We start from the raw sequence: 13,841 nt of genomic DNA, 5'->3' as shown, positions 1-13,841 counted from the left end.
CCGTGGAAGGTGAGGTATTCGCAATCTTTAATGAGTTTGAAACCGCGCGCTGGTTAAAACGCGGCAGGAGTTAAAGACATGGCCGCACCTGACGCCAAGAATAAAAAAAACAAATCTGCAGAGACAGATAGGCAGAATCGGACGACCGCGCGATCGGGCCGGGTTCTGGTCATTGGCGACGATGCACAATCCTTTCTGGCCATTGTCCGCTCGCTGGGGCGCAAGGGTCTTGAAGTGCATGCCGCGCCGTTCGACTGGCACGCGCCAGCGCTCAAATCCCGGTTTGTCGCCGCAACGCACCATTTGCCCCGCATTGAGCCGGATACATGCGCATGGGTTGAAGCTGTGCAGGCGCTCGATGCCACTTACGCTTATGATCTGATTATCCCCTGCTCTGAACGCTCGCTATTGCCGTTATGGCAAAGCAGATCAGCGTTCGCAGAGGGCGTGCTCGCCTATCCCGGCGACGCGGCCATGACGCGCCTGTTCGACAAGCTGGAGACCCGGGCGGTGGCTGAGGCATGTCAGGTGTCGGTCGCCAGAGGCCGCGCGCTGTCCGAAACGGATACCGGAGCGAGCCTTGTGGCTGATCTTGGCACGCCACTTTATATCAAGTCCCGTCAGTCCTATACGCTGGAAAACCTGTCCGACAGGGGCAGCGTGACCGCGGTCGAAAGCGCGCAAGCCGCTGATGCCGTTCTGGCAGATATCACCAATCGGGACCATTTCCTTGTCGAGTCCGGTTTTCCTGCTTCTGGCCACGGCACCGGGCTGGGCATTTCCGTTCTGGCCCGGAATGGCGAAATTCTCGTTGCCTTCCAGCATCGCCGGCTGCGCGAAAAGCCCGGCGGCGGTGCCAGTTCGATGCGGATAAGTGAACCGCTCGATCCCGAAATGTTCGCTGCCTGCAAAAAGATCGCGCTGGCGACAAAGCTCAATGGCGTTGCCATGTTTGAGTTCCGCCAGGAAAAGGCGACCGGCGACTGGGTATTGCTTGAGGTCAATGCGCGTTTCTGGGGGTCAGTGGCACTTGCCATTGCCGCCGGGATCGATTTCCCCGCAAAACTGTACGACATGATGGTCACCGGTGAGGTGGATGTGCCGGATACCTATCAGCACGGCGCGCGCAGCTCGAACTCCCTGCAATCCATATTGCATCTTCTCGGCGACCCGGAAATCAGTGCTTTTTCAAAACCATTCCTGGTTCTGGGTGAGATTGCGCGACGGGGCTGGAGCTGGCTCTGCCGCAAGGAAGACGTGGACGAACTGGCGACCGACGATATGGTCCCCGGCCTCGCCGCTCATGTGACAGCCCCCAAACGTCTGCTCGACCGGGTGCGTTGGCAATCCGATGGTGGTCCTGAACGCCGGACGCAAGGTCTCGGCATCACCAGCGAGGAGCGCATGTTTGCCGATCTTGCTGATGATACCGCGCAGCAAGGGAAGGCGGTGCCGGTCAAAGCCAGTCCGCTGGCGCGTCTCTGGGGTAATGACAGCGTTAAAACCCTGTTCGCGCGGATTGCTGGCGTTGGTGTCGGCTTTGCGCTGAACATCGTTTTGGCGCGTGCCCTCGGTGCCGCCGAATTTGGCACCTATGCCGCGATCTGGACCTGGGTGATTGTTCTCGGTGGGCTGGCACCACTCGGTTTCACAATGGCTTCAACCCGGTTTCTTGCCACCTATATGGAACGTGACAATGCGGGCCATGCCCGTGCATTTCTGCGGGTGACAACCGGGTTTGTCGGCGCAGCGGCATTGATTTTCGCCATGTTGATGGGTGGTGCAGCCGCCATGTTTGCGCCACCTGCGCTAGTGCCCGCCGCACTGGTGGGGGCTGTCTGCTTACCGCTTTTTGCCTTTACCGAACTGGGCAAGGGTGTGGCCCGTGGCGCGGGATGGCAATTGCTTGCCTATGCGCCCGGCTTTGTGTTGCGACCTGCGGTTTTGTTTGTACTGGCTCTCGCTGCGCTGGCTCTGGCCTGGCCACTTGATGCAGCCGGTGCGCTGGGCCTCACGCTTGCGGCATCTGCGCTGGTGGTTCTGACCCAATGGCAAATGATCACGACGCGCCTGAGGGGCTATCTTGGCGATGCCACGCCCCAATGGGACACGCGAAACTGGGTGCGCACCGCCGTGCCCCTAACACTTGTCGAAGGCAACACGCTGTTCCTGTCGTTTGCTGATATCATCATCCTGCAGTTCTTCGTGCCCATGGATGTGGTGGGGCTTTATTATGTTGCCGCCAAAGTCGCCGCGACAGTTGCCTTCGTGCATATCGCGGTGTCATCCGCCGCCGCCAAGCCAATTGCCGCCGCCTTCGCCCGTGACGACAAGGCGGCGATCAAGGCGCTGTCACGCCGCTTTATCGCACAGTCATTCTATCCCACGGCCCTCATTGCGGCAGTGCTTGCAATTTTCGGCGGCAGTGCATTGGCGCTGTTCGGTGCCGAATTCACCGCCGCATGGCCCATTCTTTTGGTGCTCACATTCGGTCTGGTCGTGCAGGCAGCAATGGGCCCACTCAAGTTCACCCTCTCAATGACCGGTGAACAGAATGCCGTCGCCAGAATCGTGCTGGTCAGCATGTTGGCCAATATTGTGCTGAATATCATTTTGATCTTCGCCTTTGGTGCAATCGGGGCGGCAATCGCGACAGCCATGGTAACAATCGGCACATGTGTGCTGATGTTGCATCTGGCCAAAAAGCGGCTTGGCTTCTGGTCGATCATAGGCGCCTGAAAAGACTAAACATTGTCGCCCTCTCATCAGAGCCGGAGTAATGAGCGTCGGCTTGGGGGCGTGGTTTTTCCGCTCGGTATCAATGGCCTGTAGTTTAGAACTGTTCTAAGCTATTGAAAAATAACTTGATTTGAGCCAATCACGCCGATAGCAATGCCTCAGCCAACTTGATGGCGGGACCTTTAATCCCGTTGATCGAAGCGGAAGCATCGGCCCATGCGGCTGGTACGCCCAACGCCAGATTCTTGGGCTTTTAGTGCTTTTCCTTCCACCAACGGGTGACCTGAAACCCGGGCCTTGCCCCCGGAAGGAGACACACGAATGACCAGATCCCTGTTACGCGCTGGCCTGATCGCCCTGACGCTCGGCACAACCGCACTCACCAGTCCCTCGGTTCTGGCTGAGACGGTATCGGCAAGCGCAGTTCTGAAAACTTATGCCGATATTGCCGCCGCCGGGTATGAGGATTCGCTGACAACGGCAAAGGAACTGAAAACGGCTGTCGCGGCCCTGCTGGCCGACCCCACTGAAGAGACGCTCGCTGCCGCCCGTGCAGCCTGGTTGGCCGCCCGCAACCCCTATCAGCAGACCGAAGCCTATCGCTTTGGCAATGCCATCGTCGATGACTGGGAAGGCAAGGTAAATGCCTGGCCGCTGGATGAGGGCCTGATTGATTATGTCGACCCTTCTTACGGCACCGAGAGCGACAGCAATGAGCTTTACACGGCCAATGTCATCGCTGGCGGCAAACTGCTGATCAATGGCGAAGAAATTGAAGTGCCCGAGATCACGCCCGAGGCAATCGCCGAAATGCTGCATGAAGCAGGGGGGAACGAGGCCAATGTCGCTTCCGGCTACCACGCCATCGAGTTTTTGCTTTGGGGGCAGGACCTCAATGGGACGGATGCCGGCGCAGGCACGCGGCCCGCGACGGATTTCAGCCTGACCGATTGCACCAATGGCAATTGTGACCGCCGCGGCCAGTATCTGAGTGCGGCAACCGACTTGCTGATCGCGGACCTCGAGGAAATGACCGCAAACTGGCAGGAAGGCGGCGCAGCGCGCAATGCGGTGGTCAATGGCAATGATAACGACGGCATTGCCACCATTCTGACCGGCATGGGCTCACTCTCTTACGGTGAACTTGCCGGTGAGCGCATGAAGCTTGGTGTGCTGCTGCATGATCCCGAGGAAGAGCATGATTGCTTCTCCGACAACACGCACAACTCGCATTACTATGACGCCAAGGGCATTCAGAATGTCTATCTCGGCCAGTATACCCGTGTGGATGGTTCGGTTGTTGAAGGCCCCTCGCTCTCTGCCTATGTCGCCAATACCGACGCAGCGCTTGATGAAGAGCTGAAGGCCAAGCTTTCCATCACGATGGCGCGCATGGGGGACATGGTGACCCGTGCCGAAACCGTTGAAGCGTATGACCAGATGATTGGCGAAGCCAATGATGAGGGCAATGCGACGGTGATGGCGGCAATTGACGCGCTGGTCGACCAGACCACGTCAATTGAGCGCATCGTGACCGCGCTCAATCTCGGCGATGTCAGCATTGAAGGTTCTGACAGCCTTGATAGCCCGGACGCTGTATTCCAGTAATCAACAATGATCGGGCGGCGCATATGCCGCTCGGTCCCTTTTGCTTTTTGGCGCGCATTCAATGCTTGTATGTCACTGCAATATCATCTCCAGCAAGGAAATCGAGCAGGTCATCACCGGTCTGCTGGATGAAGATCCCTGGCGTCTCATCGTGCCGGCCATGGTGTTCAGCGTGCTGGAAAAGCGCGGAAAATGCTGTGGGTGTCTTCCCTCGATCGTCGACACTATAATACGTGTTGTAGAAGGTTATCATCGTGCGCTGGAAACACCGGAGCATGAGGTGATCGACCTTCGCGACCGGCTATCCGGTTTGCAAACGAAAATGGAGAGGAAACGCCATGCGCGGGGACGACAAGGTTATCGAACGGCTGAACGAAGCGCTGTTTCTCGAGCTCGGGGCAGTCAACCAGTATTGGGTGCATTTCCGGCTGCTGGAGGATTGGGGTTACACAAAACTGGCACAGAAAGAACGGGCTGAATCGATCGAGGAAATGCATCACGCCGACAAGCTTGTTGCGCGGATCATCTTTCTTGAAGGCCATCCAAATCTGCAGCAGGTTGCGCCCCTCAAGATCGGTCAGTCGGTGCGCGAGGTGCTCGAGGCGGATCTGGCAGGTGAACATGAAGCGCGGGCGAGCTACGCGAACTCCCGCGAGATTTGTCACGAAAAGGGCGACATCGTCTCCATGCGACTCTTTGAGGAATTGCTGACGGACGAAGAAGGCCATATCGATTTTCTTGAAACCCAGCTGGCGCTTTTGGACAAGCTGGGAGAGGTGAGCTATGGCCAGCTCAATGCCGGGACTTCGCTGGACGCCGAATAGGTTGCCATAACCCGATCGGGCTTTTGCGGCGGCCGATAATCTGGAGCAGTAAAAGCTTATGAAGTGCAGTCCCGTAATTTTCGCAGCAGGCGTTATCATTGCGACTGCCGCGCATGGGTTTGCGGCAGATCCCGTACGAGATGACCTGACCCCCAAAGACCGGGGGCGGGTCACCAGTGTCACAAAGCCAACGAGCGATTTTTCGAAAGCAGAGCGTTTCGAGGCCAAGCAGGCCGGGGCCACCACTTCAACTGCCGAAGTGAACCGTGACGCCTTTTCGCATTTCTCCGAAAATCTTTCGTTTGAGCAGGAAGAGACTTTCAAGCTCGGCAATGCCCTGTTCCGCAAGCTCTGGGTGTCGTCACCATCCTCAACGCTTGCCTCTGACGGATTGGGGCCGCTGTTCAATGCTCGGTCGTGCCAATCCTGCCACGTCAAGGACGGTCGCGGCCGCGCGCCCGATACCGAGGGCGAAAAGGCGACCTCGCTTTTCTTGCGGCTCTCGGTGCCACCCAAAACCGACGAAGAGAAAGCCAAACTCGCCAGCCGGGAATGGCAGAATGTGCCAGCCCCCATTTATGGCGGACAATTGCAAAACCGTGCCATTCCCGGCTTCAAGGCCGAGGGCGACATGGGGATTTCTTATGAGGAAGTACCGGTTGAACTGGCCGATGGGACGGTCGTCAGCCTCCGCCAGCCAACCTATACGTTTGAAAATCCCGGCTATGGCGATCCGGACCCGGATATTCTTTTGTCACCGCGCATAGCCTCGCCGATGATCGGGCTGGGCCTGATCGAGCAAATTCATCCCGCCGATATTCTCGCCAATGCAGATCCTGATGATGCTGACGGCGATGGTATTTCAGGACGTCCCAGCTGGGTGCTGGACAAAACCACAGGCGAACTGGTGCTCGGCCGCTTCGGCTGGAAAGCCACCATGCCCGGCATCGGCACGCAAAGTGCCCACGCTTTTGCCGGTGACGTGGGGATTTCATCGCCGGAAGTCCCCAATCACGCAGGGGATTGTACCGCGCTGCAAACTGATTGTCTGGCCGCCCCCAATGGCGTGCAGCTGGCGCTGGGCGATACGGAAGCCCCCGATCCGGTCATGCCGCTGGTCACGTTTTATAGCCAGAACCTCGCCGTGCCCGCCCGCCGCAACGTTGATGATCCGCAGGTGCTGCGCGGCAAGCAGGTTTTCTACGAAACCGGCTGCATCAGCTGCCATACGCCCAAATTTGTGACCCGCCGCGATGCAGCGGACGACATACACGCCTTCCAGCTGATCTGGCCCTATTCCGACGTGCTGTTGCACGATATGGGGGAGGGCTTGGCCGATCACCGACCCGATGGCGATGCGGATGGATATGAATGGCGCACGCCGCCGCTTTGGGGCATTGGCCTGACAAAAGAGGTCAGCGGCCATACCCAGTTTCTGCATGATGGCCGTGCCCGTAATCTGCTTGAAGCCATATTGTGGCATGGTGGCGAGGCGGAAACACAACAACAGGCTGTCATTGACATGTCCAAGCCCGACCGTGATTCACTTATCGCCTTTCTGGAGTCGCTTTAAATGCTGCGTCTGTTCGTCGCCCTCGTTCTGGTCCCCTTCCTTGCCACATCGCCCGCAAGAGCGGCGGCCAGCGATATTGCCCGCTCAGCCATTTCCGGCTTCATTCTGCCGGGCTATGAGCAATTGACAGGCGAGGCGGAACTGCAGGCGTTCAGCATAGACCGGCTTTGTGCAGAACCGAATGCGGCAAATCTGGCGACCGCCCGCGCCGGATTCAAGGCATTGGTCACCGCCTGGAGCCGGATCGAACCGGTCCGGTTTGGCCCGGTCCTCACCGATAACCGGCTGGACAAGATCCTGTTCTGGCCAGACCGTAAATCCACCGGACTGAAGCAGGTACAGGCGGCAATCGCCACAAAGGACGACACCACCACCTCGCTGGAAAGCCTGCGCCAGAAAAGCGTTGCCCTGCAGGGTTTGGGGGCGCTTGAATTTGTGCTGTTCGGTACGGGCGCTGAAAACCTGACCGGGCCGGATGGCGCCTATCGCTGTGCTTTCGGCCGCACGATCGCTGAGGCGATCCAGGCGAATGGTGCCGAGATTGTCGCCGATTGGGAAGCGGAAGACGGCATTGCCAGCCATATGATCTCCCCCCAGCCCGGTTATGCCGATTACCGGACCGAGGCGGAGGTAATGCAGGAATTGCTGGGCGTCTGGGTGCATGGCATGGAATTGTTGCGTGACACGCGGCTCTCGCCATTCTACGCCAATAGCCGCGCCGGTTCGAACCCCAAGGCGGCCCTGTTCTGGCGTTCGGGGCTGACCTTTGAGGCGTTGCGCGCCAATGCGCTCGGCCTGCGGGACATGTTCATTGTCACCGGCCTGTCAGATGCCCTGGCCGAGAGTGCGCGTTGGGCAGGTGGGGCCTTTGTGTTCGAGCTCGACAATTTCGTGCGGACAGCAGGTGATATCAATCCACCGGTAGCCGACGCGCTTGATGACGACATCGCGCGCGGCAAAATCAGCTATTTGTTGATCCTGACGACCTCCCTGCAGCGGATTGCCGTGCAACAGATCGGCGCTGAACTCGGGCTGAGCGCCGGCTTCTCCGCCATGGATGGCGACTGAGTTCTGCCATGTGGACCCGCCGCACATTCATAGCGTCCGCCGGTGCTGCTTTCGCAGCGGGTCTCGCCCCGCAACGGGCCGAAGCATTGGCCAGCGCCGATATCGTTTATGCCACCGCCGGCATGACCCATAACGGGCGTTTCGCCGCGGCCATCGTCTCCGAGACCGGCGCGATCATCTCGACCGTCTCCTTGCCGGATCGCGGCCATGACGTGACCCAGTGTGCGCATACCGGCAGGCTGGTAGCGTTCGCACGCCGGCCCGGCACCTTTGCCGTTGTTTTCTCAAGGGAAGGGGAGGGGATCGCGACAATTACCAGCCCCGAGGGGCGGCATTTCTTCGGGCACGGGGCCTTCGCGCCCGATGGCAAACTGCTTTATGCCACCGAGAATGATTTCGACAATAGCCGGGGCATGATCGGGATCTATGACGCAACCGATGGTTTCCGCAGGATCGGTGAATTCTATTCCGGCGGTGTTGGTCCGCATGACGTGGAAATCAGTCCGGACGGCAAATGGCTTTGCATCGCCAATGGCGGCATTGAGACCCATCCCGATTACGGACGGGCCAAGCTGAATATCGCCACGATGCAGCCCAATATCACCTGGCTGGATAGGGACACCGGCACGATCATCGCAACCCATAAACTGCCGGCTGAATATCATCAGCTATCCCTGCGCCATACCGCAATCGGGACCAATGGCCGGATCTGGATCGGGGGGCAATATCAGGGCGCCAGAGCCGACGATATTCCGCTGATCGCTTCGGCAAGCCCCGATGAGCCGCTGGAGATTGCAACCTTGCCCGGCGACCTTAATGCCCGGCTGGCCGGCTATGTCGGCGCAATGGCTGCGTCCCCGGATGGCAGTCTGATTGTGGCGACCTCGCCCGTCGGCGGCGCTGCGGTTATTCTCGACGCCACGAGCGGCAAGGCAGAGCTTGTTGAGGCAGACAAGGTGTGCGGGGTCAGCTGGGCCCGCGATGCGTTTGTGTTTTCAACCGGTGCGGGCGAGTTCGTGAGCGGCGACACCCGCACATTTGCGCCCGACTATTATTTTGACCATCACATGGTCACGCTGACCAGGGCTTGAAAGAGCTGCGGGCAGCACAGTGTGCCGCCCGCAAATCCGGTTCAGGATGCTTCCAGCCGACGCCGCCGGTATTCGCTGGCGAGATAGACCGCCACAATTGCAAACAGCAATCCCACAAGCATTTGCGTCCAGTCGGTCCGGATCAGCATTTCGGACAAAAGTTCGAACGGCGTGAACGAGCCCTCCCGGAACACCTGTTTGAAAATATCGGAATCCTCAAGAATGCCATCGGCGCGATATCCAAGATATTCGGCAATCGGCTGGCTGCCGCCACGGCCATAGCTGGTGACTTTCTCGACCAGCACCACAGCGCCGGGGATGAGAAAGGCCAAGGGTATGCTCCAGCGCTGTACGAGCGTCGACAGGCCGGCAACCCATGCCAGAAACGGCGCGTACCACAAAATAGTGAGTACGAAATAGACCGCGCCCACCAGCGCCATTTGCACCCACGCGCCCAGCATTTCTGCCGGATTGATCAGCGGTATGATCGGGATGCGCATCGCGACGAGAAAGCTGAACGGGTAGATCAAAAACCCGGTGATCACGGCAAAGATAAAGATGAGCAGCGGAAAGATAGTGATGCCGGCCAGAGCCTTGCTGGTGAGGATTTTCAAATCGCTTTGCGGCATGGATTTCCAGAACAGCATCGAATTATTGCGCCGGTCCGCCGAAAAGCTGTCGGCATAATAAAAGAACAGCGCGATCATCAGATAGCCGGACCACATGGCGAATATCGCCGCCAGGCCGATATAGTAGAGATCGACGCCGGTCTCCCGCCAGTCGATGGTCACATCACCGCGGGTAATATGGGTGAATTCGGTCTCACCAAAAACAAGGCTGAGGATGAGCATGGCGAACAGGGCTGCCAGAAGCGCGGCTGGTGCGTAAAGGAACGCGCCGCGATGTTCCAGCAGTTCGCGTTTGATCAGGGCCAAATGGGCGTTCATTTTATTCTCCTGGATTGGCCGTCTGGCGCTGCATGAGCGCAACGAACAGGTCGCTGATGGTGGGGGTTGAAATCTGCCCCAGCCCATCGAGTTTTTCGCGCGCCACGTTCTCGAAAATCATCACCGTTTGCCCAAACCGGGCTTCGGTAAACACCGGCTGCAATGCGGCCGCCCTGGCAATGTTGTCGCCCGTCACCGAGATCTGGCTATAGATGGCATCCACCTCATCGGTGGGGACATCGAGCACAATCTCGCCATCGCGCAGAAACATGATGTCGGTCAGCATGGAGGCGATCTCGTCCACCTGATGGGTGGTGATCAGCAGCGTCCGCTCGTCATTCATATAGTCTTCGAGCAGCCGCCGGTAGAACCGTTTACGGTAAGTGATGTCGAGTCCGAGCGTGGGTTCGTCGAGCACGAGAAGCTTAGCGTCAATCGCCATGACGACAGCCAGGTGAAGCTGAGCGACCATACCTTTCGATAGATTTTTAATCTTGAGTTCAGGCCGTAGATCGGTCCCCTGTAAAAATACATTTGCCTTCTCCCGCGAAAAATTGGGGTGAATATTGTCGAGAAGGTCGAACAGCTCGCGAACCTTCAAAAACCTGGGCAGGCTGGCAACATCGGAAATGAACGCCACATCGTTCATCAGCTCGGCGCGGTGTTGAAAGGGGGCTTTGCCAAGAACGGAAATGTCGCCCTCGCAATCGGTCAGCCCCAGAATGGCATTCAGCGCCGTGGTCTTGCCGGCACCATTATGTCCGATCAGTCCGTAAATGCGGCCGGTGGGAATAGTGAAATTGAGCCCGTGCAGGATTTCCGTGCGGCCAAAACGCTTGCGCAGATTGCGGGCGGTGATGATGGGGGTCTGGTCGGTCATTTATTTGTCCTCGCCCATCAGGTCCTGAACCTTGAGGCCGAGTGCCTCCACCTGTTGCAGGATACGTGGCCATTCCTCATGCAGGAATTTTTCCCGCTCCTGCGCCAGCAATGCTGCCCGCGCGCCCTCTTTGACATACATGCCTAGTCCTCGTTTCTTCTCGACAATGCCGGTGTCGACCAGCGATTGATACGCTTTGGTCACCGTGAGCGGGTTGACCGACAGGTCTGTTGCGATCTGCCGGATCGATGGCACAGCCGCGCCTTCGGCGACCGTCCCGTCCAAAATCAGCGTGATGATCTGCTGTCTTATTTGCAGAAATATCGGCTGCGTATCATTCCATTGGGTCATGTGATTTACCTAGTTAGTGTGCTAGTGATATAACACACTAAATTGGATGGCAAGGAAAATTTACAAGATGTACCGACAAAGCATGTGATCAGTGTCAGATTATTGTTGTGAAATAACGAACGATCAAGCCGTCATGGCTGAACCAACACGGGTGGTTTGCAGTTAAGGGGCGGCCTATATTCAAGGCAACAAATAAAAGGTTCGCCCCAATGCCAACGATCACCAATACGCTGAAACCAAGTGCCCCCATCCTGCCTTTGAGCACCCGTTTGGACGCGGTTCATATTGGCGTGACAAGCGCCGCAAGGGCTTTGGCTGTCTGGCGCGATGTGGTCGGGCTGGAAGTGATCCGCGAGACCGCAGCGCAGATCGACCTGGGCATTGGCACCAAGGTGTTGATTGTGCTGCATCTTGATTCAGACCAGCCGGTCGCCCCACGCACCACAGGGCTTTACCACGTCGCCATCCATGTGCCGCAACGGCGGGATCTCGCCGGTTTTGTCTTCCGGGCCGCGAAAGCGAATATCCGCTTCTCACCGACAGACCATCTGGTCTCCGAGGCGGTGTATATCTGGGATCATGACGGCAACGGCATTGAAGTCGCATTCGAAACGCCCTGGCGCGGGCGGTTGCAGACGCCCGATGATGGTGACGCCTATGGCCTGACGGCGGATGGCAAGCCACATTCCGGACGCGAGCCGATTGATCTTGATGACCTGATGAGCGAGATCACGCCTGATTATAACCCGATGGGGTTAATGCCCGAGGGGGCACGGGTGGGCCATGTGCACGTCCATGTGAACGACCTCGACCAATCGATGCACTTCTATCGTGATGTGCTCGGTTTCGGGGGGCAGCTTCTATCCTATACGTTCGGTATGGGCGACGTGGTTCTGGATTACATGCCGCATATTCTGGCGTTCAATGTCTGGAACGGACCTCAGGCAACACCCGCCCCGGCCAACACCGCTGGCCTGCGTTGGTACACAATTGTTTTGCCCGACACGGCAACAGCAGACGCGCTGAAGATCAGGCTGAGTGACAATGATATTGCCCTGACCGAGCGGCCGGATGGTTTTGCGATCACTGACCCATCCGGCAACAGCCTGCATATTATGGTCGAGAATTGACTCCCTGAACTGAACCGCGTGCGAGGAGGCACCATGAAAACCGCTGAAGACGTCCACAATTTCTGGTTTGTGACCCACGGGGCTGAGGACTGGTTTGGCGGCAAGGCCGAATTCGATGCTGAACTGGCAAAAGCTTTTGCCGACACCGTGCCGCTTGTGGCGCAGGGTGAAGCCTATACCTGGCGCGAGACCCCGAGGGGACGCCTGGCCGAAATCATCGTGCTCGATCAGTTCTCGCGTCAGCTATACCGCGATAGCGCCAAGGCCTTTGCCCAGGACGGCATGGCCCTTGCACTGGCGCAGGAGGCGGTTGCCGGCGGCCATGATCTGGCGCTCGACAATACCGAACGCATGTTTCTTTACATGCCCTATATGCATTCAGAATCCCTGCTGGTGCATGAAGAGGCGCTACGCCTTTTCGGCACGTTGGGGAAACCCGACACGCTCGAATTCGAAGCCAAGCACCACGCGCTGATCAAGCGTTTCGGACGTTATCCGAAACGCAATGCCGCGCTCGGACGTCAGTCAACGCCCGAAGAGATCGCCTATATCGAAGAAGCCGGCGACTCGATGTTCTAGAGTCTTTGGTTTGTCGCGTTTCCGAACCGAATAAGTGGGGCCACTTATTCTGGAAACGCTCTAGCCGATCAATTTCGGATCAATCAGCGCGCCGCGATGGCCGATAACCGTCGCGGCGGTTTTGTGCGCGAAAGCGCCCGCATCCGCGATAGACTGGCCTTGCAGCCGGGCCGACAGATAGGCCCCGTTAAAGCTGTCCCCGGCGCCTGTCGCATCAATCACCTTTGCGCCCTTGCATGCCGGCACAGTGGTTTGTCCGTCAGCGGTAAAAATCAGCGCATCTTCCGCACCATTCTTGACCACAACTTCCTCTACCCCGTGCTGCAAATAGCGCGCAGCGGTCTCCTCAGGTGTGCGGTCGCCGAAAATCGGCTTCTCATCATCATGCGTGGGCAAGACGAAGCTCGATACTTTCGCCGCTTCTGTCATGGCGGATCTAAGGGCATCTGCCTCAGGCCAGAGGACCGGGCGGATATTGGGATCAAATGCGGTTTGCGCGCCCCGGCTGCGCGCATTTCCAACGCTTTGAAGCAATCGTCCGCGCGCTTCCGGAGAGAGGATAGCCAGCGTAATGCCGGAGAAATAAATCAGGTCAGCCGCATCTGTGACCGCCTTTAGCGCATCAGCGTCATCGGCAAGCATTTTAGCCGCAGATGTGTCGCGCCAATAGGTGAAGTGCCGGTCGCCATCAGCCTGGTGGATCATATAAAGGCCGGGCCGCTTGTTGCGGATTTGCCTGATAGCGCTGGTGCCGATCTGGTTGCGCTTCAGAAAATCCAGCATCTGCCCGGAATAAATGTCGTCGCCCAGCGCGGTAAAATAATCGATGGACCACGTGTCGGGCAGGGCCGCCCGCGCATACCAGGCGGTATTCAGCGTGTCACCGGCATAGCCTTGCTTATAGGTCTGGTTTTCGCCGCCAGACATTTCGATCATGCATTCGCCGATACTTACAAAACGCTTCAACGCCAATCCCCAAATTTTGCCGGTGTACTGCGTCTGGAATGGTAGCGGTTCCGGCCCAGCTCCGCTATTGTCGTGTCGACTTACC

The 13,841-nt window shown here is 58.0% G+C and carries 12 protein-coding genes and 1 pseudogene; 9 read left to right on the top strand and 4 right to left on the bottom strand.

From position 1 onward, the window contains the following. The first annotated feature begins 78 nt into the window (after positions 1-78). The 7 genes and pseudogenes from L1P08_RS08615 to L1P08_RS08585 all read left to right on the top strand — a co-directional run bounded on the left by L1P08_RS08615 (position 79) and on the right by L1P08_RS08585 (position 8,903). Positions 79-2,739 (top strand): oligosaccharide flippase family protein, encoded by a 2,661-nt coding sequence (locus L1P08_RS08615; protein ID WP_303616619.1) that lies wholly within the window; start codon positions 79-81, stop codon positions 2,737-2,739. A 321-nt stretch (positions 2,740-3,060) separates the two neighbouring features. After that, positions 3,061-4,347 (top strand): imelysin family protein, encoded by a 1,287-nt coding sequence (locus L1P08_RS08610; RefSeq protein ID WP_303616618.1) that lies wholly within the window; start codon positions 3,061-3,063, stop codon positions 4,345-4,347. A gap of 61 nt (positions 4,348-4,408) precedes the next feature. Next, positions 4,409-4,601: pseudogene (locus tag L1P08_RS08605) on the top strand ((2Fe-2S)-binding protein); the annotation flags it as partial. An 84-nt stretch (positions 4,602-4,685) separates the two neighbouring features. After that, positions 4,686-5,171, top strand: coding sequence for a bacterioferritin (gene bfr / locus L1P08_RS08600; protein WP_303616617.1), 486 nt, complete (start codon positions 4,686-4,688; stop codon positions 5,169-5,171). Positions 5,172-5,229: 58 nt separating this feature from the next. Further along, complete coding sequence (locus L1P08_RS08595; RefSeq protein ID WP_303616616.1) at positions 5,230-6,744, top strand: di-heme oxidoreductase family protein; 1,515 nt, start codon at positions 5,230-5,232, stop codon at positions 6,742-6,744. Further along, positions 6,745-7,812 (top strand): imelysin family protein, encoded by a 1,068-nt coding sequence (locus L1P08_RS08590; protein ID WP_303616615.1) that lies wholly within the window; start codon positions 6,745-6,747, stop codon positions 7,810-7,812. A gap of 8 nt (positions 7,813-7,820) precedes the next feature. After that, positions 7,821-8,903 carry a DUF1513 domain-containing protein gene (locus L1P08_RS08585; RefSeq protein WP_303616614.1) on the top strand — a complete coding sequence of 361 codons (1,083 nt, stop codon included), beginning with the start codon at positions 7,821-7,823 and terminating at the stop codon, positions 8,901-8,903. Positions 8,904-8,944: 41 nt separating this feature from the next. Here L1P08_RS08585 and L1P08_RS08580 read toward each other — a convergent pair whose 3' ends face one another. The 3 genes from L1P08_RS08580 to L1P08_RS08570 are packed head-to-tail and all read right to left on the bottom strand — an operon-like array spanning position 8,945 to position 11,081. After that, complete coding sequence (locus tag L1P08_RS08580) at positions 8,945-9,850, bottom strand: hypothetical protein (protein WP_303616613.1); 906 nt, start codon at positions 9,848-9,850, stop codon at positions 8,945-8,947. Position 9,851: 1 nt separating this feature from the next. Beyond that, complete coding sequence (locus L1P08_RS08575) at positions 9,852-10,730, bottom strand: ABC transporter ATP-binding protein (protein ID WP_303616612.1); 879 nt, start codon at positions 10,728-10,730, stop codon at positions 9,852-9,854. Then, positions 10,731-11,081 carry a GntR family transcriptional regulator gene (locus L1P08_RS08570; protein WP_303616611.1) on the bottom strand — a complete coding sequence of 117 codons (351 nt, stop codon included), beginning with the start codon at positions 11,079-11,081 and terminating at the stop codon, positions 10,731-10,733. It lies immediately after the preceding gene. Between the two features lie 209 nt (positions 11,082-11,290). Here L1P08_RS08570 and L1P08_RS08565 point away from each other — a divergent pair, with 209 nt between their 5' ends. Then, entirely contained in the window at positions 11,291-12,211 is a 921-nt protein-coding gene (locus tag L1P08_RS08565) for a VOC family protein (protein WP_303616610.1), read from the top strand. A 33-nt stretch (positions 12,212-12,244) separates the two neighbouring features. Further along, positions 12,245-12,790 carry a DUF924 family protein gene (locus L1P08_RS08560; protein ID WP_303616609.1) on the top strand — a complete coding sequence of 182 codons (546 nt, stop codon included), beginning with the start codon at positions 12,245-12,247 and terminating at the stop codon, positions 12,788-12,790. A 60-nt stretch (positions 12,791-12,850) separates the two neighbouring features. Here the strand turns inward: L1P08_RS08560 and L1P08_RS08555 are convergent, their stop codons facing one another. After that, on the bottom strand, positions 12,851-13,726 hold the full coding sequence (locus tag L1P08_RS08555; protein ID WP_303619525.1) for a sugar kinase: 876 nt from the start codon (positions 13,724-13,726) through the stop codon (positions 12,851-12,853). Between the last annotated feature and the right edge of the window lie 115 nt (positions 13,727-13,841).

The sequence above is a fragment of the Mariluticola halotolerans genome, from assembly GCF_021611515.1.
Taxonomy (GTDB): Bacteria; Pseudomonadota; Alphaproteobacteria; order Rhizobiales; family Devosiaceae; genus Mariluticola; species Mariluticola halotolerans.
The sequence above is the reverse complement of the archived record's forward strand: the minus strand, read 5'-3'. Positions and strand labels throughout refer to the sequence as shown.

What these genes read in the sequence shown, in the direction of transcription:
- L1P08_RS08615 (WP_303616619.1), top strand. Translation starts at nt 79, where the DNA reads ATGGCCGCACCTGACGCCAAGAATAAAAAAAACAAATCTGCAGAGACA.
- L1P08_RS08610 (WP_303616618.1), top strand. Translation starts at nt 3,061, where the DNA reads ATGACCAGATCCCTGTTACGCGCTGGCCTGATCGCCCTGACGCTCGGC.
- bfr (WP_303616617.1), top strand. Translation starts at nt 4,686, where the DNA reads ATGCGCGGGGACGACAAGGTTATCGAACGGCTGAACGAAGCGCTGTTT.
- L1P08_RS08595 (WP_303616616.1), top strand. Translation starts at nt 5,230, where the DNA reads ATGAAGTGCAGTCCCGTAATTTTCGCAGCAGGCGTTATCATTGCGACT.
- L1P08_RS08590 (WP_303616615.1), top strand. Translation starts at nt 6,745, where the DNA reads ATGCTGCGTCTGTTCGTCGCCCTCGTTCTGGTCCCCTTCCTTGCCACA.
- L1P08_RS08585 (WP_303616614.1), top strand. Translation starts at nt 7,821, where the DNA reads ATGTGGACCCGCCGCACATTCATAGCGTCCGCCGGTGCTGCTTTCGCA.
- L1P08_RS08580 (WP_303616613.1), bottom strand. Translation starts at nt 9,850, where the DNA reads ATGAACGCCCATTTGGCCCTGATCAAACGCGAACTGCTGGAACATCGC.
- L1P08_RS08575 (WP_303616612.1), bottom strand. Translation starts at nt 10,730, where the DNA reads ATGACCGACCAGACCCCCATCATCACCGCCCGCAATCTGCGCAAGCGT.
- L1P08_RS08570 (WP_303616611.1), bottom strand. Translation starts at nt 11,081, where the DNA reads ATGACCCAATGGAATGATACGCAGCCGATATTTCTGCAAATAAGACAG.
- L1P08_RS08565 (WP_303616610.1), top strand. Translation starts at nt 11,291, where the DNA reads ATGCCAACGATCACCAATACGCTGAAACCAAGTGCCCCCATCCTGCCT.
- L1P08_RS08560 (WP_303616609.1), top strand. Translation starts at nt 12,245, where the DNA reads ATGAAAACCGCTGAAGACGTCCACAATTTCTGGTTTGTGACCCACGGG.
- L1P08_RS08555 (WP_303619525.1), bottom strand. Translation starts at nt 13,726, where the DNA reads ATGATCGAAATGTCTGGCGGCGAAAACCAGACCTATAAGCAAGGCTAT.